The organism is Roseobacter cerffii, assembly GCF_054226325.1.
Genome location: NZ_CM135757.1, coordinates 3896629 through 3915251, shown reverse-complemented (window position 1 = coordinate 3915251; position 18623 = coordinate 3896629). Strand labels below are relative to the sequence as shown.

Below are 18623 nucleotides of genomic sequence, written 5' to 3'. Positions count from 1 at the left end.
AAAATCGAATGGAAAACCTGGATAGCGATCTGCTGCGGACCTTCGTCGCTGTCGCGCAGGCGGGCAGTGTCACCGAAGGTGCAGAACGCATTCACCGGTCCCAATCCGCGACGAGCATACAGATCAAGCGCCTTGAGGCGGTTCTCGGGCAGCCCGTCTTTGAACGCCATGGCCGGGGCGTGGTCCCGACCGAGATCGGTCGCCGCCTCTTGCCGGTCGCACTTGACGTGACCGCGCGCCTCGACGCCACGCTCCAGAGCATCACGCGCCGTCCGGTCGAGGGCAAACTCAGGCTCGGCATCCCCGATGATCATGGCCGCGAGAAACTGGCGCGGATCGTCGCCCGTTTCAGTCGGGACCAACCCGGCATCGCCTTGAATGTCACCTGCAGCCTCAGCACCGGATTTCCCGAGGCGCTTCGGCGCGGCGCGCTCGATCTGGCCGTCTACGAGGTGGAAACGCCGGCGCCATCCGAGGAACTGCTGGTGGAGGACCCGACATGCTGGATGGCGGCCGCTGGGCGTGACTTCACGGGCGTCGAGCCGGTGCCTGTTGCCGTCTTCGACGAGGCCTGCTGGTGGCATGACGCGGCAATTTCATCGCTCGAGGCAAGCGGACGCCCATACCGCATCGTCTATTCGAGCCAAAGCGTCCAGGGGGTGCTGGCGGCGGTTCAGGCCGGGATGGCAGTTGGCCTTCTGGGGCGGTCCTCCCTGGCGCCGGGTCTGGTCGTGATGGCGGGCGAGAACCTGTTTGGCCCAACACCCACCTCCAAGCTCGTGATGGCCCGCAAGGACGGGCCCCGAAGCGACGCGCTGGACGCCATGCAACACACCATCCGCGCGGCCTTCCAAGCGGTGTGACCCGCCGGTCGCCCTGAGATCAGCGCCCGAGGTCTTTCGTCAGCAACAGCACATCGCCCGTATAATAGGGCTGACACGGATGCGCGCGCACCGGTTCCCGCGCGACGCAGGCATAGCCCAGCCGCTCGTAGAGGCGGACCGCGCCGGTGTTCTGGCCATAGACCTGAATGCTCATGCTCTGCAGCCCTTGCTCGGCGGCGAGCGCTTCGGCGGCGACCATCAGGCCAGCGCCTGTCCCGCGCCCGCGACCCCCAGCAAAGACTGCCAGCGCATTGACGTACCAGGTGCCGACCGACAGCTTCTCCAGCGCCACGAAGGGGGCAATGGGGGCGGGCAGGTCCTCGGGGTCGTCGTCAGGCGCCTCCGTGATCGCATAGCTCAACACCATGCCGAGCGGGTCTCCGCCCCGCTCCGCGATCAGGGCGTTGGTGTAGGAAAAGCCCCCGGTGCTGCGCCGGGCGCGCGCGGTGCCGACATCCAGCGGGGTCTGCCCCGCGGCACAGCTCTTGGCCCAGAGCCAGCTCGGGATGCCTTCGCCCGCGATGTCGATCAGCTTGGCCAAGTTCAACGCATCCTCGGGCGCGGCTGGGCGGATGCGGAGGTCGGAATGAAAAGTCATTGCGGATATCCTTGCGCAAAAGGGGGGCGGGCCATCTGCTGGCCCGACCCGTTGATCCATTAGCTCGAGGGGTCCGAGAGCGTGTTCGAAATCGGGTCCACCGGCACTCCGGAATCCCATTCCACGTCGTCGTCCTCATGGCGCCGGCCCGGCACATAGCCCGCCGCATCCTCTTCGAGACGAAACGCCACGTTCACGGTCATCTGCTCGCTGATGCCCAGCAGCGTCTGCACCATGGCTCCCTCATAGGCGGCATAGGCGCCGGTGGCCCCGGTGACCGCGCGCAGATTTTCGACGCCGGTGTCGACGATCTCCGTGCCCTGGGTGATGATCGTATCGCCATCATCAAAGGCAAAGACCTGGCGACTGATGACCCAAACGCCGGTCTCGGCCTGTGCCCCGTCACCCACGAAATACCCGTCGCAGGTCCAGGTGCCCAGCACCAGATCGGGAAAGGCCGGGCGGCCATCGGCCAGAACGCCCGCGGTCTCCGCCGCCAGTGTGCCAGCCGGGTAGATATAGCCCTGGCTGACAAAGGCGTTGCCATGCGCGGGGTCGCCATTGGCGTGCACCGGTGCCGCGGCCATGACGATCCGCGTGTGATCTTCGGCGACATCGAAGGCGCGGGGTGCGTCGGCCTGTGCGGAGCCGCCCAGCAACAGGGCGAGCGCAGAGGAGGTCAGAATTGTTTTCAACATGAATTTGGTCCTTTTTACATAAACACTTGTTTTAAGTTTGAAAAATCAGGCCGCAGTCCGGGCGTGGTCATGCCCGGCGATACAGCCCACATGCCGGTGATCGGTGCCACAACAGCCCCCGACCAGCCGGATGTTCGGAAGACGATCCAGAAGCTCCGCGCTCAACATGCCGAGCTCGACAGGGTCGCCGTCATCCAGCTCCTCGGCCTCGTCCAGCTCCGCATGGCTCATGCGCGAGGCGTTTGACCGCAGGCCACCGATCCGCAGGGTCCAGTCGGCGCCCGCCTCCAGCACATCACGGAAATGATCCGGATGCGCGCAGTTGATCATGTAGTAGAGCGGGCCGCCCTGCGTGGCCGCGTCGACCTCGGCGATCGCCTCACCCAGCGGTTGGCCCGAGGGCAGGCGCCCGTCGGTCTCGAGGGTGAAGGCCACCGCCACCGGCACGTCGATCTCGTTCGCCGCTCGCACGATCCCGATGGCCTCGCTCGCATGGGTCAGGGTCATCGCGCTGATCATATCGACCCCGGCCTTGCCAAGCGCCTGGATCTGCGGCGCGTGGATCACGAAGGCCCCCTCGGCGCTGATCTGCGTGTCGGGCGCATAAGCGTCGCCCGCCGGGCCCACCACACCGTTGAGCAGGATCGGGCAGCTCTCGGTTTCGTGCTGTACCCGGAGCGCCGAGACGAAGGCCACGGCGCGGGCGTTGGTCTCCATGACCTCCGGCACCGTCTGCCCCAAAGGCCCGGCCCAGGCAGCGCCCGCGCGCCAGGTGGGCGTGTCCATGACAAAGCCGCGGTCGGTCTCCTTCGCGATACCGATGAATCGCTCGAAATAGGCGGTCAGATCGGCGCGGCCCTGCGCGCTGTCGAGCAGCACCGCTGCGGAAAAGCAGGGCAGCTCATGCCCCTTGTCGAAGATCATGTAGGTCTCCAACCCGCCGTCGGAGAGAAAGAAACGAGACGTGTTGGTCAGCTGTTGAATACGCATGTAAGAAGTCCTTGTGATTTAATGTCGATGGGATAGCCTCAGGCAACCGTCGACAGATAGTTGCCGCGTAGTCCGGTTGCGCGTTTTTCATTTTTGACAGGAATTTCAGGGTGCTAGGGTGGTGCGCCCGTTGGCGGTACATCGGTCGACCGGTGTCAACTGGACTCGTGGTACAGTGGGGGGAGTCATAAATGGATCAGAAAGTCGATACACGCAGCCGCATTCTCGACATCACCGAGGCCGCGGTGCTCGAGAAGGGGTTCGAGGCCACCTCCATCGATGAAATCGTCGCGGGAGCCGAGATTTCGCGCGGCGGATTCTTCTATCATTTCAAGGACAAGAACGCCCTGGCCCGCGCCCTGCTCGAGCGCTACATCGAGGTCGAGAACGCGCTTTACGACGATCTCTTCGCCCGCGCGCGCGAGCTGAATGACGATCCGCTGCACTGCATGTTGATCGGTCTGAAGCTGCTCGCCGAGATGCTGGAGGAGATGCCGTCCGGCCATCCGGGCTGTATCATCGCCTCCACCGCCTATCAGGACCGGCTCTTTGACGAAGGCGTCCGCGAGCTCAACCGCGAGGCCATCTTGGGTTGGCGCAAGCGCTTTCGCGGCATGTTCGAAGAGATCGCCGCCGTCTACGAGCCGCGCGAGCAGGTGAACATGGATGCGCTGGGCGATATGGTGTCGGGCGTGGTCGAGGGCGGGCTGGTGCTGCAGCGTGCCTTGCGCGAGCAGAACAACGCCTCTGAACAGATCATGCTGTTCCGCACCTTCCTCAAGCTTCTGTTCGCGCCGAAGGCCTAGGCGACAATCGTCATCGCCGTTCCGGATTTGCGCCCCATATTACCGGCCATGTCGTCCTCGCGCCTCCGCAGTATCATTGCCCTGTGTGCCGTCGTGCTGGCGTTTGTCTCGATCCTGCGGCTCGAGACGGCGCGCGAGCGGCTGAGCATGACATCCCATGTTTTCGGCGACACGCCGGTGACGCTCTACCGCGCGCAGGCCGCCGAGGGGGCGCTGGTGGTCGTTTCCCATGGCTTCGCGGGTTCGCGGCAGATGATGGAGGCGGTTTCGCTCACGCTGGCCCGCGCCGGGCACACCGTCGTCGCCTTTGATTATCTCGGGCACGGGCGGCACCCGGGACGGCTGTCGCCCGATATCACCTCGCTCACCGGCACAACCGAGGATCTGGTGCAGCAAACGCTCGACGTGGTGGCCGAGGCGCGCGCGCTGACGGGCATGCAGGCGGTGTCGCTGGTGGGGCATTCCATGGCCACCGATGTGGTCGTGCGCGCCGCCGCCCGGCTTCAGGATGTCGAGAGTGTCGTGGCGATCTCGATGTATTCCGAAGCGGTCACGCCCACCCATCCCGAACGGCTTCTGATCCTGTCCGGCGCGCAGGAGAGCCGCCTGCGCGCGGTGGCCCTGGAGGCGGTCGCGCAGGTGGGGCTGGCCGCCGAGAACGAAACCCGCGTCGAAGGCGACATCCAGCGCCGCGCCGCCGTCGCGCCGGTTGTCGGCCACGTGGGCGTGCTGTGGTCGCCGGTCACGCTGCGCGAAACGGCCGCCTGGATTGGCGGCGGCGCCGGTCCGGTCCGCACCGGACCGTGGATCGCTGCGCTCCTCGCGGCGCTCTTGGCGCTGTCCTGGCCGCTTGCGCGGCTGCTGCCCAAGGTCAAGCGCGCGTCACCGCCCACGCGCACCCGCGCAGCCCTCGCCGCCTGCCTGCCCGCACCCCTCGCCGTGCTCGCCTCCGCCATCCCCATGCCGGTGCTCGGGCTCAGCGGCTTTGGTCCGCTCGCCCTCGTCTTTGCCACCTGGGGCGTGGGCGCGCTTGCGCTGCTGCGCTTGCGCCCGGCCATCGCGCTTGGGCCTGCCGCGCTCGGCGCCCTCTGTCTCGGCCTCTGGGGCCTCGGCGTCTACGGCCTCGCGATGGACCGATACGCCGCCGCCTTTCTGCCCAGCGGCCCGCGCCTGCCGCTGATGCTCGCGCTGCTGCCCGCCACGCTGATCTTCGCCCTGGCCGACCGCGCGATGGTGCAGGGCCGCCACATCCTGCTCCGCGTCGCCCTGCGCCTGCCGTTCCTGGCAGCACTCATGGCGGCGATGGTCTGGAACGTGGCCGATATCGGCATGGTCTTCACCGTCCTGCCGGTCTTCGTGCTCTTCCTCTGCGTCTACGGCACCATGGCCCGCTGGGTTGAGGCCCGCACCGGCCCGCTGGGTCCGATGATCGGCGCGGGCGTGATCCTGGCCTGGTCCATCGCCGCCTCCACGCCCCTTTTCTCCTCCGCGCTGCCTTAACCCTCGACGCGGCGGCGCGGATGGTGTCCAACTGCCCGGACCACAGCGATCACAAGGCCCGCCATATGACCTCCGCCCCGAAACTCGCCGCCCTCGCTGTTGTCCTGCGCGGGTCAGAGGTCTTGCTGGTCAAGCGCCGCAACCCGCCCGACGCGGGCCTGTGGGGCTTTCCCGGCGGCCATGTGGACCTCGGCGAGACGGCACTCGAGGCCGCCGCGCGCGAGCTGCGGGAAGAGACCGGCGTCCTCGCCCGCCCGCGCAGCTACCTGACCAACATAGATGTCATCACCCGTGAGCAGGGCGCCGTCCGCTTCCACTTCCTGCTCGCTGCCGTGCTCTGCGACTACCTCGATGGCGAGCCCTGCGCGCAGGACGATGTGAGCGACGCGCAATGGCACCCAACGGCTGCTGTTCTGGAGGGTACCCTCGCCTGCAGCCAGCATGTGGACGACGTGCTCGCCCGCGCCCTGCGCGCCTGACAACCAGCCGTTGCGCGCCACCTGCGGCATAACTGCGCAGAGCCTGACACCCCGGCCCAATCCCGCTCGAGCACACGCTATGGTGGCTTTACGTGACCCGGCAGACCTGCCACAGTCCCCCCGTCGGACGTTTGGTATCGGAGGCCGCGTGGCGAAAAAGGACGTTCTGCAACCCGTCGACGCCGATGTCAGACGCGCGGCCAAGACCTTCCTGCGCACCGCGCGGCACGGCGCGCTGGCCACGCTCGACCCAGGCTCCGGCACGCCCATGGCCAGTCGCGTCTCGCTCGCCAGCGATAGCGCGGGCAACCCCGTGTTCCTGATCTCGCAACTGTCCGGCCATTTCGGCGCGCTGGAAGCGGACGCCCGTGCGTCTGTCCTGCTGGGCGAGCCCGGCAAGGGCGATCCGCTCGCCCATCCGCGCATCACCGTCTTCGGCACCGCCGCCAAGGTTGCGGGTGACGCCCGCGACGCCCTGCGCGCCCGCTTCCTCGCCCGCCACCCCAAGGCCGCCCTCTATGTGGACTTCGCCGATTTCGCCTTCTGGCGGCTCGAGATCACGGGCGCCTCCTTCAACGGCGGCTTCGGCAAGGCCTACGCGCTCACTGCCGACGACCTGCAAAGCCCCACTGACCCGGCCCTCGACGCGATGGCGCAGGGCGCGGTGGAGCATATGAATGACGATCACGACGATGCGATCCAGCTCTACGCACGCCAGGTCAGCACCGGGCCCCAAGGCCCCTGGCAGCTCGCCTGCATTGATCTTGAAGGCCTCGACCTTACCTCCTCCGACACCGTGGCCCGCGTGTGGTTCGACCCGCCCTTGCGCTCCGCAGACGAGCTGCGCCCGCGCCTCGTTGCCATGGCCAAGACCGCACGCGCAGACACCCCCAGCTAGAGCACCCGCATCATGTTTCATTCGTTCTTTCCAGACCCCAAGAAATTCCTGCTAACCGCGCTGATGTGGTCGGCGATCTGCATCGCCCTCTGGCACATCGAGTTCAGTGACTGGAACGATCTGACCGGGCTTTCGGGCCTCTTCGGGTGGGAGCCGAACCGCGTCTGGCTCTATGAATACACTGCCCTCAGCTACACGCTCTTCGTGATCTTCTGGCTGCGCCAGACCAATCACCGCTGGGCCAAATGGTCTGTCGCAGGCTCGGCGCTCATCGTCTTTGTCACCTGGTTCCAGGTGCAGCTCGACGTCATGATCAACGAATGGTTCGGCACCTTCTATGACACCGTGCAGCAGGCCCTGGCCGAGCCCAATTCCGTGAGCGCCGAGGATTACTACGGCCAGCTCGCCACTTTCCTGAAAATCGCGATGGTCTTCATCATCACCGCCGTCGTCGGGGCCTTCTTCACCTCGCATTACGTCTTCCGCTGGCGCACGGCGATGAACGATCATTACGTGGCGCTCTGGCCCAAGATCCGCCATATCGAAGGCGCCTCGCAGCGGATTCAGGAAGACACGATGGCCTTTGCGCGCATCATGGAATCGCTGGGCTCGCGATTCATCGACGCGATCATGACGCTTCTGGCCTTCCTGCCGATCCTCTGGGGGCTCTCATCCTATGTGACCACGCTGCCCGTTGTGGGCGAGGTGCCGCAGGCGCTGGTCTTCGTGGCGATCCTCTGGTCGATCGTCGGCACCGCACTGCTCGGTCTCGCCGGCTGGCGCTTGCCCGGGCTGGAATTCCGCAACCAGCGGGTCGAGGCTGCCTTCCGCAAGGAGCTGGTGCTGGGTGAGGACAACGCCGACCGCGCCAAACCACCGACGCTGAGCGAGCTCTTCTCCAACGTCCGCCGCAACTACTTCCGGCTCTACCTGAATTATCTCTACTTCAACGTGGTGCGTTATTCCTACCTGCAGGCCGGGGTCATCCTACCCTATATCGCGCTGGGTCCTACGATCATCGGTGCGGGCGTGACCCTCGGCGTGATGCAGCAGATCCTGCGCGCCTTCCAGCGGGTCGAGGGCTCTTTCCAGTTCCTCGTGATGTCCTGGACCACGATTGTCGAGCTGATGTCGATCTACAAACGCCTCGCCGCCTTCGAGCGCGCGATTGCAGGCGATGAACAGGCCGCCATCGAGTTCGAGACGCAAAAACCCGCCGCCAGCTGACGATCTGCGCGGCAAGCCGCCGCAAGTGCCGCAGGGCACCGGCCCCGGCTTGCGGCGGCGCGGCTCGACCGACTAAGCCTCGGATCCAGAGGTGACGATGGGGGGACCGCGAATGCCCGACGACCAGGCCATGCTCGAAGATATCCGGCTGTTTGTCACGGCCGAGGATGGCCCGATGGTCGAAACCTCCGACATGGCGCTCAGCTACCCGGCGCTCGAACGGCGCAGTCTGCCGGGCAAGGCGCCGCTCGCCACTGCGATTTCGGTGCATCTGCACGACTTCTTGCGCCAGAACGGCATCAACACCCATTTCGCCGCCCGCGGCGGGCCCACCGCCCAGGCCGTGTTTGAAACCGTGCAGCTGCCCTTCGATCTGCGGGTGCGCAACTTCGCCTGTGGCGATCTGGTGGAGGATTTCGGGCTGGAGGCCGGGCACCCTTTCGTACCGCCGCTGGTCGAGTTCTTCGTGCGGCCCGACAGCCGCGACAAGCGCCCCACGCGGGTGTCCGAAAGCCACCTTCTGGCCTTCAACCTGATCGACCCCGAGGACGTGGGCGGGGTGGTGGACATGGCGCTGCGGATCAATGATCTGCTCACCGGCGTCTTCTTCGGCATCGGCGTCCGCCTCGATGACATTCGCATGGAGTTCGGCGCGCATTTCGTAGACGGCAGCCCGGTGCCGGTGATCATGCTGGTCTCCGAACTCAGCCCTGACGTGATGTGCCTGCAGGATCTGCGCACCGGCGATCTGCTCGATCACCGGCTGGCCTTTGCGGGGACGGGCGATGGGTTGCGCGGCTATAGCGAGATCATGCGCCGCTTTGATCTGGACTCCGCCGAGGCCGTGCTGGCCCGGCAGAAGGCGCACTGACCTCAGAACAGCCGGGACAGCGCAGCGAGGCCCAGGGCGCCGCCGATCAGGGCAAAGAACCACGGCGAGACCGTGCGCGCCTCGCGCGGTGGCAGGCCCGGATGTCTGCGCCACTCCAGACCCGCATAGAGCGTGGCCAGGATCATGATGATCAGCACCAGGATCATGTCGGGCTCCGGCCCGGTCAGCCAGATGTTCACGACCCACATCAGGCTCAGCAGGGTCCCCAGAACCACCCTCGAAAGGGGGCGCATGATGAACCGGCCAAGGCGCCCGAACATCAGGCCTGCGCCTTCTCTTCATAGCTGACGAGCAGCAGAAGCTTGGTCAGAAAGCCCCGCCGCTGCTTGCGCAAGCCGCCGAGGAACTTCTGCCGCTTGCGCAGGGCTTCTTCGGCGAACTGGCACACGAGGTGCGGCAGCGGGATGTGATCCCCATCGATCACCGACACCATCCCGATGGACTGATACATCATCTGGCTGGTGCGATCCGTGTTCAACGACCATGTCAGCTCCGGCACCCGATCCTGGCACAGAGACCCGATCAGCGCCGCGGTGTCCTTGCAGATCTCGAAGCTGAAATCGGTCAGGTAATAGGCCTGATCCTTCGGATGTTGATAGAGATCGCACTCGTTGATGATGAAGTCCTCGAGCTTCTCGAGCTCATCCGCATCAAACCGGGTGCGGGTCCGGATAAAGCCCTCGGTGCCGAGAAAATGCAGCAGCTTGTCGACCCGCTCGGGCATCTGCGCGACCCAGGTCTCCAGCATCGCTTCCGCCCCCTCGGGCGTCAGCGTCCACTGTGTATGGCCGTCCCAATCGAAATCGATCAGGTAGTATTCCGGGGCCTCAACACTCATCGCCACTCTCTCGAAAGGGCGCGCGTCCCACCGGGGGTGGCGCGCGCCGGATCACAGCTGGGACCGCCTCACAGTCCAAAGAGCCCCGACAGCCCGCCGCGCGATGGCGTGCGGGTCTCCACCGGCGTCGAAATCCCGGTGGGTGCCACCAGCGAGCCGCTGCGCAAGGGGCTGCGCGAGCCCGACCAGACCTCGGCAGGCGGGGTCTCGCGGTTGAAGAGGTTGCCAACCGAGGAGGTCAGCGAGTTCCAACCCGACGACACGGCCGAAGCCGCATCCGATGCGCGTTGCCCGACATAGGAGTCCGCCACGTAGTCCGCCGCCTGCGTGGCCGTGCGCCCGACAAACCGCGCGCCGGTATCCACACCGCGCAGCGTGGCGCCAATCACCGGCTCCGCCCGCGCGACCTGCCGGTTGACCCAGCGGTCGACCGCGGTGTCCTCATAGGCCGTGCCCGCCGCCACCGCCGTGCCGGTACCAACGACCAGAGCGCCCGGCCCCGAGAGCGACGTGGCCCCCGCGGCTGCGACGCCCGCACCCCCGGCCACAACCACGTTGTCCGCGCGCTGTGCCGCCGCCGTGATGCCCGCCGTCCACCGCTCGTGCCAGGGCGCAGAGGCGGGCGTATTGGTGCCCGCCACGACGCCATGCACCAGCGGGTCGGCAACCACCAGCGCCCGGCCGCCCCAGCGCAGCGCCTGGTTGCCGATCCCTGACCAGTTCGGCCCGTGGTTCACCACGATCGAGCCCGCGTTCGGCCCCGAGGTCGCCGGGGTCAGCGGGCGCCCGCTGCTGTCCACGAAGTTGAACCCCTGCTGCGTCGCCGAAGGCTGCACCACCGTGGTGTTGCCCAGCCGCGGACGCCCCAGCTCGAAGGTCACCGAATTGACGCTGAACGGCTGCCCGGTCCGCACCATCGTCGCCCCGCTCTGCAGCGAACTGGCATAGTTGCGCAGCTGCGGCGTCATCGTCACGTTCGACACCGCCTTGCTGTCGAAGAGGTCCAGCATATTCGGATTGGTCGCCGTCGGCGTGTAGCGATCCGGGAAAAACCCGGTCGCACCAGGCGCTCCGCTCGGCAGGCTCTGGCTGAACGCGGTGGTGAACTTGCGCTGCGGGAAGGGGCTGCTCAGCCCGCGGTTCTGGAACGCCGTGCCATAGCGATTGTTACGCACCACCGTCGGGGTGCTGCGGTTCTGCATGTAGTGGCGCACGCCCTGCGCGGTCAGCCCCGCACCGGCGTAAGACGCCATGTATCCCGCCATATTCGCCGCGTTCACCGTCGGCCCCGGCTGACCGGTCATCTCATAGGAAAGCTCGAGCCCCGCCTGACTGGCCGCCTGCCTGCGCTGTTGATCCGCCGCATAGCGCGACGCGTAATTCTCCGACGGCGCCGCCCGCGAGGGATAGCTCGCGCGGTTGCGGCTCGGCGTGGTCTGCAAGGACGAGGTGAACCGCGAGGCATTGGCCCGCGTTACTGCCGGGCTGGCCGTGCGCGCCGTACCGGTGCCCGAGGGGCTCATCGCTGAGGTATAGCGCGAGACATTCGCGCGGGTGACCGGTGTCTCGCGGGGCGTGGCCGCAGGGGTCGATCCGCTGTCGGGCCGTGTCTGAAGCGAGGAGGTGAAGCGCGATGCCGTGGCCCGGGTCACCGGGCTCGACGCGGCGCTGCGCGACGGCGCGCTCGCACCGCTGTCTCCCGACGGTGTCCGCGCGGTCTGCGCAAAGGTGCTCGGGCGTGACACCGGGCGGCTGGGGCTGCTGTCCCGGTCGCTGTCCGAGGACGTCGGGCTCGTGCGTGTCGATGACGTATAGCGCGAGGCGGTGGAGCGGGTCAGGCTCACCGGCGTCGACCGGTCGGAGTCGTCCCCGCCCGAGGAAAACGACCGGCTGGTCGACCGGCTCGAGGGCGAGGAATAGGACCGCGTCGTGGTCGACGGTGTGCTGCTGCGGCTTGTGGTGGTCGAGGACGGGCTTGTGGTCCGCGACGAGGTGAACCGCGACGCCTCCGCGCGCGACAGGCTGCCGGTGGTCGAGGACGGGCTGCTCGAGGACGGTGTCGAGGTCGCGGAAGTATAGCGCGAGGCGGTCGACCGCGACACGCTGCTCGGGCTCGAATACGACGTGCGCGTGGTCGATGACGCCGGGCTTGTGCTCATCGAGGAGGTGTAGCGCGAGGCTTGCGCCCGTGACAGGCTGCCGGTGCTGGCTGTTGTCGAAGGGGTGGACGACGGCGTTGTCGCCATCGACGAGGTGTAGCGCGAGGCCTGCGCCCGCGACAGGCTCCCCGACGACGAGGATGAGGGCGAGGAGCTGGAGCGCGACCCGCTGCCACAGAAGGCGTCGAACCCAGAGGCCGGGTTGCGCAAGGCCCGCGGGCTGCCCACGGTCACCTCTGCCAGATCGCGGCCCAGATCTGCGGCAATCGCCGCCCGCAGCCCGGGCGACACCGTGCTGCCGCGCAGGATGCGCTCGCCAAATTTAACATGGATCGGAAATGCTGTTGCGTTACGCGCTGTCATCATCACACCCCTCATTACACATCAAATGTCCCGGACTCTGGTGTAGCACCCTCGCTTTTGCGCACGGGCCGCTTTTTGAAGATCGTACCGACGCGAGCGAAACCTTGCCGGTTCAGCAGCTTTTCCGCCCGATCTCCGCTCAAACCGGTCGAGACAGACAAGCAGATTTCCCGCACATCGCAGGTCATCGCCCAGACCTCGAAGGCGCGGATCAGCTTGCGCGCAAGCCTGAGGCTGCGCGCGGCGGGGTAGACGTAAAACAGGTCGTCATTGGCCACGCGCGCCTCTGAAAAGAAGTAGGGGCTGACATAGCCGAAAAGCGCGCCCTGCAGCTGGCCGCCGCGCTTGTGCAGGAAAATCCGGTGGGTCGCGGGCGCGCCCAGATACATCTCGATATGCGCCCGCATCACCTCTTCGGAAAAGGGGATATCGCGATAGATCGTCTCGCCATGCATGGCCCGGCAGAGCGTGAGAAGCGGGTCGATATCGCCCGCTTCCGCGAGCCCCAACCCATCGCTGAACCCCCGCGCGCCCAGCTCCAGCTCACCGCCCAAGCCGACCACCGGATCGTCACCCAGCTCCGCCGCCAGCGCGGCCCGCGTCTGCTCCGAAAGGGCCTCGGTCGGGACCACCAGATCGCCCGGCTGCGCCGCGGCGATATAGGCGTCCTCGGCATGGGCGGGCCCGTTTTGGCCCAGCAGGTTCGCCTCCCGCGCGGCAATCGCCTCCTGCATCTCGGAGGCACCGCGCGTGATCAGGTTGGGTCGCACCCGCCGCATCAATTCGGCTCCCTCAGGCTCTCATCCAGCGCGCGGTGGAACGGGTCGGTCAGATACGACAGCACCGTGCGATCCCCGATGCGGATCTCCGCTGTCGTGGTGATCCCGGGCACCAGCCGGAACCCCTCGGGCAGGTTGCGCAGCTGGTTCTCGGTGATCGCCACGCGCACCCGGTAATAGACCTCCGTACGTCCGTTCATCTCGCGCTGGAAGGCATCGGGGCTGATCGAGGTGAGCTCGCCGTGCAGCGTACCGTGCCGCTGGAACGGGAAAGGGTCGAGCTTGGCGCGCACCGCCTGGCCCAGATGCACCCAGCCGATGTCCTCCGCGCTCAGCTCCAGCTCGATGTCGAGCCCCTCATCCGTCGGCACCAAGGTGAACAGCACCTCTGCCGTCTCCACCACCGAGCCCACGGATTTCTGCGTCACATCCATGATCACCCCATCGGTCTCGGCATAAAACGCGTCGAACTCGGCCACCCGGTTGGCCTTGCGGATCTCGAACTGCAGCTGCTCCAGCTCGTTCTTCACCTCCAGCCGCCGGTCCTCGACCTCCGTCGCGCGCGATGACAGGTATTGCAACCGTTCGTTCTCGACGACGCGCTGCTGGCGGCGATAGCCTTCCGCCTCTTCGATCTTCTCGCGCTGCTGGGCTTTCAGCTTCTCGACCTCGGTCTCCGCCTCCTGCTGGGTGATCTGCGAGCCCGCATTGCGCGCCACCAGCCGTGCGGCGGTCTCCAGCTTTGTCTCGGCGAGTGTGAGGGCCGCGACGATCTGCGCCTCCTGCGCCGCCGCCACCGCCGCCTGCGAGTCCAGTGTCTTCAGCCGCGCCGCAAACCCCTCGAGGGCCGCCGCCTTCTCCAGCTCACGCGTCTGAAACAGCGCCGCCTGCTGCGCCACCGCATCGCGCCCCGCTACCTCGTGCGCAAACCTTTCTCCCGCACTTTCCGCATTCAGCCTTGCCAGCTCCGCGCTCAGCAAGGCCGCGCTGGCCTGCAACTGCCCCTGATCGGCTTCCGTCAGCGTGGGGTCGAGCGAGGCGATGATATCGCCCTTCTGCACCACGTCGCCCGCCCGCACATCCAGCGTCCGGATCACCGACGGGCGATAGGGCTGCTTCACGATGGTGCGCGACTGGCTCACCAGCTTGCCGCGCGCGCTCACCGTGCGGTCGATCTCCGCCCACCAGGCCCAGAGGATCGCCGCGGCAATCACCGCCAGGATCGTATAGAGCGCCACCCGCGCCGCCCCCGGCACCCGGCGCAGCTCCACCTCCACCGCATCTGGTTGAAAGTCGAGCGCGCGCCGGTCGACGGCTTCGCGCGGGCGGCCCTGCTGCCGGGCCAGCTCTGCCGTGCGGCGATATCCGAAGCCGTCAGCCATCCACCACCCCCACCGCGTTGCGCATCTGGATGTCGCACATGCGCTGGAAGGTGGGCGAGAACTCCGGCCCCTCCTTGTCCAACAGCGCCGCGCGCGGCGCAAAGGCCTCGATCCGCCCCTTGTTCATCACCATGATCCGCCCCGCCATATGCAGCGTCGACAACCGGTGCGCGATGATCAACATGGTGCGCCCATCTGCGATCTGGCCAAGGTTTTCCTGGATGATCGTCTCCGACTCCACATCCAGCGCCGAGGTCGCCTCGTCAAAGATCAAGAGCCGCGGGTCCCGCAACAGCGCCCGCGCGATGGCCAACCGCTGGCGCTGCCCGCCCGAAAGGTTCGTGGCGTTCTCCTCCAGCATCGTGTCGTAGCCCGCGGGCATCTCCTCGATGAAGCCCGCCGCCCCCGCCAGCCGGGCAGCCCGCTTCACGTCCTCCAGCGAGGCCGAGGCCTGTGTCAGCGCAATGTTCTCGCGCACCGTGCCGCGAAACAGGAAATTCTCCTGCAGCACGATCCCCACCGACTGCCGCAGATGCGCCAGATCAATCTCGCGAATGTCCGTGCCATTCAGGACAATCCGCCCATCGTTCGGCGCGTAAAGCCCCTGCACCAGCCGGGCCAGCGTCGACTTGCCCGAGCCGCTCTCGCCCACGATCCCGATCACCTCACCCTCGCGGATCTGAAACGACACATCCGAAAGCGCCGGGCGCTCGGACCCGTCATAGAAGAACCGCACCTCCTCGAAGCTGATCTCGCCGGTGATCTGCGGCGTCGCCGCCTGCGACTGGCGGCCCGTCTCAGGCTTTGCGTTCATGATCGTGCCCAGCATCTTTACCGCCAGCCGCGCGCGCTGGTACTCGTGGATCATCCGCACGATCTTGATCAGCGGCTGGCTCACATAGCCCGACAGCATGTTGAAGGCGATCAGCTTGCCCACGGTCAGCTCGCCCTGAAACACCATATGCGCGCCCAGAAACAGCACGGCGACGGCCATCAGCTGCTCCAGCGTCTCCACCGTGCTTTCGGCGATTGTACCGAGCTTGTTGACCCGGAAATGCGTGCGCACCGACTGGGCCGAGCTGCTGTCCCAGACCCGGTTGCGCCGCGGCTCCAGAGCGAGGCTCTTGATGGTGGAAATCCCGTGGATGCTCTCGACCAGCAGCGATTGCCGCTCGCCCTCCGCCGCATAGAGCCGCGTCAGCGCGCTGTAGAGCGGGCGCAGCATCCCCGCGATCACCAGCGCGATCAGGATCGAGAAGCCCAGCACCACCAGCCCCAGCTGCCAGGAATAGAGAAACAGAAGCGGCAGAAACACCAAGAGCGCCGTGGAGTCCAGCAGCGTTTCCAACACGTTCCCAGTCAGGAACTGGCGGATCTCGTCGGTCTGCTGCATGTGTTTCGTCAGCACTCCCGCCGTTGCCCGGTGAAAGAACGACAAGGGCAGCCGCACCAGGTGCCCGAAGGTGCGCGTCGCCGTGCGCATGTCGATTTTCGAGGTGGCAAAGGCCAGCAGATAATCCCGCAGGAAGTTGAAGACCCCCTGAAACAGCAGGATGATCACCACCGCCACCGCCAGCACGTTCAGGGTCTGGAAGCTCTCATGCACCAGCACCTTGTCCACCGTAATCTGGAAGAACAGCGGCACCGCCAGCGCGGTCACATGGATCATCAGGGCGATCACGATGATCTCGGCAAAGATCCTCTTCTGCCGCGCCGCCTCGCGCACAAACCAGCCCAGGTTGAACGTGCCGCTGTCCTCCGCGTCGGCGCGTGCGGGCCGGAAGAGGTACACCGTCCCGCTCCAGCCGTCCTTCAGATCCTCCAGCAGGACGGGCTGGTGCAGATACTGGTTCGTGGCTGCATCCTTGCGCACCACCAGCAGCATTTCCTGCCCCGTCTCCGGGTCCACCTCGAAGCCCGAGGCGAGGAAGGTCTCGCCTGATTTCAGCACCAACAGCGCGGGATAGGCATGGCCCAGCCCGCGCAGTTTCTGCCAGCTCAGCCGCTTGGCGGCCACATCCAGCTTCAGGTCCTGCGCGATCCGCAGAAACCGCATTTCGCTCAGCGCCGCCTCGGAGATTGCATAGTCGTGGATCAGCCGCTGCCGGTCGATCTGCACCCCGTGATACCGCGCAATCTCGACCAGATGATCCAACGCGCGCAGGTCGATGTCAGAGCGTGCCATGATCAATCAAACCCCCAGGGCGCCCAGAAAATGCTGGGCGCGGCCAAGGGTACTGCCCCCGCGTCCCTGGGCAACTGATCGGCCCCGCCATCCGCCGAAACATGCCGATCCGCATGGGTTATGCGCGGATCATCGCGCGCGCCTGCGACCATCTATGGCAGTCGTTCCGCCTGACAGCGCGACACCGATGTGCTTTGTCTGTGCCGGCAACATGGGGGCTGACATGGCCGATGATATTCGATTGCTGGTCCGGGCAGATGACGCGGGCTCGGCCTGGGCCGCCAACATTGGCTGTCTGCGGGCCTGCACCACCGGCATCGCGCGCAGCGTCGAGGTGATGATGCCCGGCGCCTGGGTCACCCACGCGGCGGGACTGCTCCGCGCGCATCCCGAGATCGACATCGGCCTCCATCTGACGCTCACCAGCGAATGGGATACGGTCAAATGGCGGCCCCTCACCACAGCGCCGAGCCTGGTTGACGAGACGGGCAGCTTTCTGCCGCTGCTCAGGCCCCGCCCGGGGGATTCGCGCCGCAGCCTTGTGGACAGTGCCTGGGACATCGACGAGGTCGCCGCCGAGCTGCGCGCCCAGATCGCGCTGGGGCGCAAGCTCTTCCCGCAGGCCTCACATGTCAGCGCGCATATGGTCCGGCATCTCCGCGACGTCGATCCCCGGCTCGAGGAGATCGTCGCACACCTCTGTGCCGAGTTCGGTCTGAAGGATGACGCCTTCGGCCATGGTCTGCCCCGGATCATCGGCTACCCGCCGCAACCGCGCGCCACTGAACCCCGGGTTGCATCCTTCATTGCGGCCCTGCATGAGCTCACACCCGGCACCTACACTTTCATCGATCATCCGGCCGTCGAAAGCCCTGAGATGGCTGTGACCGGCCACCCGGGATACACGGACGTCCAGCAGGATCGGCTGACCTGTCTTGAGACCCTCACGCATCCCGATCTGCGCGCCGCCATCGACCGGTTGGGGATCGAGCTGATCAGCTACCGCGATCTCTGATCTGGGCGCCGCGGCGTTAACCCGGTCTTTACAAACCTGACCGCGCGCCCTGTTAATCCGCTGCGCACCCACGCGGGCACCGACCAAATACCGACGTGATACCGACGCAATACCGACGTCGGTTTTGCCATAAAAATCAGCGTTCACAGGTGAGTCGCTCGGCGGCACCGTCCGCACCCCCACCGACCGTTGCGTCAATCATTGAGGTCCACTCGCCGGAAGGTGGGATCAGCCCGCCGCGCGCAGGTCTCCGTGCCATGCCGATTGCACCGCGCCCGCCAGATCGGCGTCGGTGACCACATCCGCCTGCGCGAGGTCCGCAGCCCGCGTATTCTCGCCCGGAAACCCGATGGTGAAGAGCCCCGCCGCGCGCGCCGCCGCAACCCCATCCGCGTTGTCTTCGATGGCCACGGTCTCCGATGCGGCAACCCCCAGTTGCTCTAGCGCGTGCACATAGACCGCCGGGTCAGGTTTGCCCGGGCGCGCCGCGTCGCGCCAGGTCATCAGCTCCAGGCCCTGACCTGTCTGCAGCGTCACTGCCGTCGCAATCGCCTTGACCGTCTCGGCTTCCGTCGTGGTCACAAACCCCACCGGAACACCCTCGTTCCGGGCTGCTGCCAGCACCTCCGCGACGCCCGGGCGCAGCGTATGCGCGCGTGCCCGCAGTGCCTGCTGAAAGAGCCCCGTCTTGGTCGCATGGATCGCCGCGGCGTCAACACTCTCGCCCTTGTCTTCGGCATAACGCGCCACCCGATCAGCCCCGCCCGAGGCGACCAGCATCTCGCGGTACTCCGGCTGGTCCCAGTGCCAGTCCAGCCCATGCTGCGCAAAGGCCTCGTTGAAGGCCTCGCGTTGCAACTCGGAGGTCTCGATTACGGTGCCGATGGAGCCAAACAGAAGTGCGCGCAGTGTCATGTCGTTTCCTTTCGA

The 18623-nt window shown here is 66.5% G+C and carries 18 protein-coding genes; 8 read left to right on the top strand and 10 right to left on the bottom strand.

Features of this window, described 5'->3' with window-relative positions; genetic code table 11:
- Nucleotides 1-8 precede the first annotated feature (8 nt).
- Nucleotides 9-863: a LysR substrate-binding domain-containing protein gene (locus tag ACVC7O_RS19075; RefSeq protein ID WP_458323701.1), complete on the top strand. Its 855-nt coding sequence runs from the start codon at nt 9-11 to the stop codon at nt 861-863.
- Nucleotides 864-882: 19 nt separating this feature from the next.
- On the opposite strand, the gene ACVC7O_RS19070 is transcribed toward ACVC7O_RS19075, so the two are convergent.
- Genes ACVC7O_RS19070 through ACVC7O_RS19060 form a run of 3 tightly spaced genes read right to left on the bottom strand, consistent with a single transcriptional unit; the run spans nt 883 to nt 3170 of the window.
- Nucleotides 883-1482 carry a GNAT family N-acetyltransferase gene (locus ACVC7O_RS19070; RefSeq protein ID WP_458323700.1) on the bottom strand — a complete coding sequence of 200 codons (600 nt, stop codon included), beginning with the start codon at nt 1480-1482 and terminating at the stop codon, nt 883-885.
- A 59-nt stretch (nt 1483-1541) separates the two neighbouring features.
- The gene (locus tag ACVC7O_RS19065) at nt 1542-2180 is read right to left on the bottom strand and encodes a hypothetical protein (RefSeq protein WP_458323699.1); all 639 of its coding nucleotides are present in this window, start codon (nt 2178-2180) and stop codon (nt 1542-1544) included.
- 45 nt (nt 2181-2225) lie between these two features.
- On the bottom strand, nt 2226-3170 hold the full coding sequence (locus tag ACVC7O_RS19060) for a homocysteine S-methyltransferase family protein (RefSeq protein WP_458323698.1): 945 nt from the start codon (nt 3168-3170) through the stop codon (nt 2226-2228).
- 191 nt (nt 3171-3361) lie between these two features.
- On the opposite strand from ACVC7O_RS19060, the gene ACVC7O_RS19055 reads away from it, so the two are divergent.
- The 6 genes from ACVC7O_RS19055 (at nt 3362) to ACVC7O_RS19030 (ending at nt 8951) form a co-directional block, all read left to right on the top strand.
- Nucleotides 3362-3976 (top strand): TetR/AcrR family transcriptional regulator, encoded by a 615-nt coding sequence (locus ACVC7O_RS19055; RefSeq protein ID WP_458323697.1) that lies wholly within the window; start codon nt 3362-3364, stop codon nt 3974-3976.
- A gap of 48 nt (nt 3977-4024) precedes the next feature.
- Complete coding sequence (locus ACVC7O_RS19050; RefSeq protein WP_458323696.1) at nt 4025-5476, top strand: alpha/beta hydrolase; 1452 nt, start codon at nt 4025-4027, stop codon at nt 5474-5476.
- A gap of 65 nt (nt 5477-5541) precedes the next feature.
- Nucleotides 5542-5955, top strand: a complete 414-nt coding sequence (locus ACVC7O_RS19045; RefSeq protein WP_458323695.1) for an NUDIX hydrolase — start codon at nt 5542-5544, stop codon at nt 5953-5955.
- 148 nt (nt 5956-6103) lie between these two features.
- Complete coding sequence (locus ACVC7O_RS19040) at nt 6104-6853, top strand: HugZ family pyridoxamine 5'-phosphate oxidase (protein WP_458323694.1); 750 nt, start codon at nt 6104-6106, stop codon at nt 6851-6853.
- Between the two features lie 12 nt (nt 6854-6865).
- Nucleotides 6866-8080, top strand: coding sequence for a peptide antibiotic transporter SbmA (sbmA, locus tag ACVC7O_RS19035; RefSeq protein WP_458323693.1), 1215 nt, complete (start codon nt 6866-6868; stop codon nt 8078-8080).
- Between the two features lie 112 nt (nt 8081-8192).
- The gene (locus tag ACVC7O_RS19030) at nt 8193-8951 is read left to right on the top strand and encodes a phosphoribosylaminoimidazolesuccinocarboxamide synthase (protein ID WP_458323692.1); all 759 of its coding nucleotides are present in this window, start codon (nt 8193-8195) and stop codon (nt 8949-8951) included.
- Nucleotides 8952-8953: 2 nt separating this feature from the next.
- Here ACVC7O_RS19030 and ACVC7O_RS19025 read toward each other — a convergent pair whose 3' ends face one another.
- From ACVC7O_RS19025 to ACVC7O_RS19000, 6 genes are all read right to left on the bottom strand, one after another.
- The gene (locus ACVC7O_RS19025; protein WP_458323691.1) at nt 8954-9232 is read right to left on the bottom strand and encodes a hypothetical protein; all 279 of its coding nucleotides are present in this window, start codon (nt 9230-9232) and stop codon (nt 8954-8956) included.
- Nucleotides 9232-9810 (bottom strand): hypothetical protein, encoded by a 579-nt coding sequence (locus tag ACVC7O_RS19020; RefSeq protein WP_458323690.1) that lies wholly within the window; start codon nt 9808-9810, stop codon nt 9232-9234. Before ACVC7O_RS19020 ends, ACVC7O_RS19025 begins: the two co-directional genes overlap by 1 nt.
- Before the next feature lie 68 nt (nt 9811-9878).
- Complete coding sequence (locus ACVC7O_RS19015; protein ID WP_458323689.1) at nt 9879-12335, bottom strand: hypothetical protein; 2457 nt, start codon at nt 12333-12335, stop codon at nt 9879-9881.
- Nucleotides 12336-12346: 11 nt separating this feature from the next.
- Nucleotides 12347-13111, bottom strand: a complete 765-nt coding sequence (locus ACVC7O_RS19010) for an N-acetyltransferase family protein (RefSeq protein WP_458323688.1) — start codon at nt 13109-13111, stop codon at nt 12347-12349.
- Nucleotides 13111-14493: an HlyD family type I secretion periplasmic adaptor subunit gene (locus tag ACVC7O_RS19005; protein ID WP_458323687.1), complete on the bottom strand. Its 1383-nt coding sequence runs from the start codon at nt 14491-14493 to the stop codon at nt 13111-13113. The genes ACVC7O_RS19010 and ACVC7O_RS19005 overlap by 1 nt, the downstream gene beginning before the upstream one ends.
- A complete protein-coding gene (locus tag ACVC7O_RS19000; protein ID WP_458323686.1) occupies nt 14486-16678 on the bottom strand; it encodes a peptidase domain-containing ABC transporter in 2193 nt (730 codons plus the stop codon). The genes ACVC7O_RS19005 and ACVC7O_RS19000 overlap by 8 nt, the downstream gene beginning before the upstream one ends.
- A 223-nt stretch (nt 16679-16901) precedes the next feature.
- Between ACVC7O_RS19000 and ACVC7O_RS18995 the strand changes: the two genes are divergently transcribed.
- Entirely contained in the window at nt 16902-17693 is a 792-nt protein-coding gene (locus ACVC7O_RS18995) for a ChbG/HpnK family deacetylase (RefSeq protein WP_458323685.1), read from the top strand.
- A 228-nt stretch (nt 17694-17921) separates the two neighbouring features.
- Here ACVC7O_RS18995 and ACVC7O_RS18990 read toward each other — a convergent pair whose 3' ends face one another.
- A complete protein-coding gene (locus ACVC7O_RS18990; RefSeq protein ID WP_458323684.1) occupies nt 17922-18608 on the bottom strand; it encodes an HAD family hydrolase in 687 nt (228 codons plus the stop codon).
- Between the last annotated feature and the right edge of the window lie 15 nt (nt 18609-18623).

Bases quoted from the DNA above. Each gene is read 5' to 3' on its own strand.
- ACVC7O_RS18995 (WP_458323685.1), top strand. From the start codon at position 16,902: ATGGCCGATGATATTCGATTGCTGGTCCGGGCAGATGACGCGGGCTCG.
- ACVC7O_RS19050 (WP_458323696.1), top strand. From the start codon at position 4,025: ATGTCGTCCTCGCGCCTCCGCAGTATCATTGCCCTGTGTGCCGTCGTG.
- ACVC7O_RS19065 (WP_458323699.1), bottom strand. From the start codon at position 2,180: ATGTTGAAAACAATTCTGACCTCCTCTGCGCTCGCCCTGTTGCTGGGC.
- ACVC7O_RS19020 (WP_458323690.1), bottom strand. From the start codon at position 9,810: ATGAGTGTTGAGGCCCCGGAATACTACCTGATCGATTTCGATTGGGAC.
- sbmA (WP_458323693.1), top strand. From the start codon at position 6,866: ATGTTTCATTCGTTCTTTCCAGACCCCAAGAAATTCCTGCTAACCGCG.
- ACVC7O_RS19015 (WP_458323689.1), bottom strand. From the start codon at position 12,335: ATGATGACAGCGCGTAACGCAACAGCATTTCCGATCCATGTTAAATTT.
- ACVC7O_RS19045 (WP_458323695.1), top strand. From the start codon at position 5,542: ATGACCTCCGCCCCGAAACTCGCCGCCCTCGCTGTTGTCCTGCGCGGG.
- ACVC7O_RS19075 (WP_458323701.1), top strand. From the start codon at position 9: ATGGAAAACCTGGATAGCGATCTGCTGCGGACCTTCGTCGCTGTCGCG.
- ACVC7O_RS19055 (WP_458323697.1), top strand. From the start codon at position 3,362: ATGGATCAGAAAGTCGATACACGCAGCCGCATTCTCGACATCACCGAG.
- ACVC7O_RS19000 (WP_458323686.1), bottom strand. From the start codon at position 16,678: ATGGCACGCTCTGACATCGACCTGCGCGCGTTGGATCATCTGGTCGAG.
- ACVC7O_RS19010 (WP_458323688.1), bottom strand. From the start codon at position 13,111: ATGCGGCGGGTGCGACCCAACCTGATCACGCGCGGTGCCTCCGAGATG.
- ACVC7O_RS19005 (WP_458323687.1), bottom strand. From the start codon at position 14,493: ATGGCTGACGGCTTCGGATATCGCCGCACGGCAGAGCTGGCCCGGCAG.
- ACVC7O_RS18990 (WP_458323684.1), bottom strand. From the start codon at position 18,608: ATGACACTGCGCGCACTTCTGTTTGGCTCCATCGGCACCGTAATCGAG.
- ACVC7O_RS19025 (WP_458323691.1), bottom strand. From the start codon at position 9,232: ATGTTCGGGCGCCTTGGCCGGTTCATCATGCGCCCCCTTTCGAGGGTG.
- ACVC7O_RS19070 (WP_458323700.1), bottom strand. From the start codon at position 1,482: ATGACTTTTCATTCCGACCTCCGCATCCGCCCAGCCGCGCCCGAGGAT.
- ACVC7O_RS19060 (WP_458323698.1), bottom strand. From the start codon at position 3,170: ATGCGTATTCAACAGCTGACCAACACGTCTCGTTTCTTTCTCTCCGAC.
- ACVC7O_RS19030 (WP_458323692.1), top strand. From the start codon at position 8,193: ATGCCCGACGACCAGGCCATGCTCGAAGATATCCGGCTGTTTGTCACG.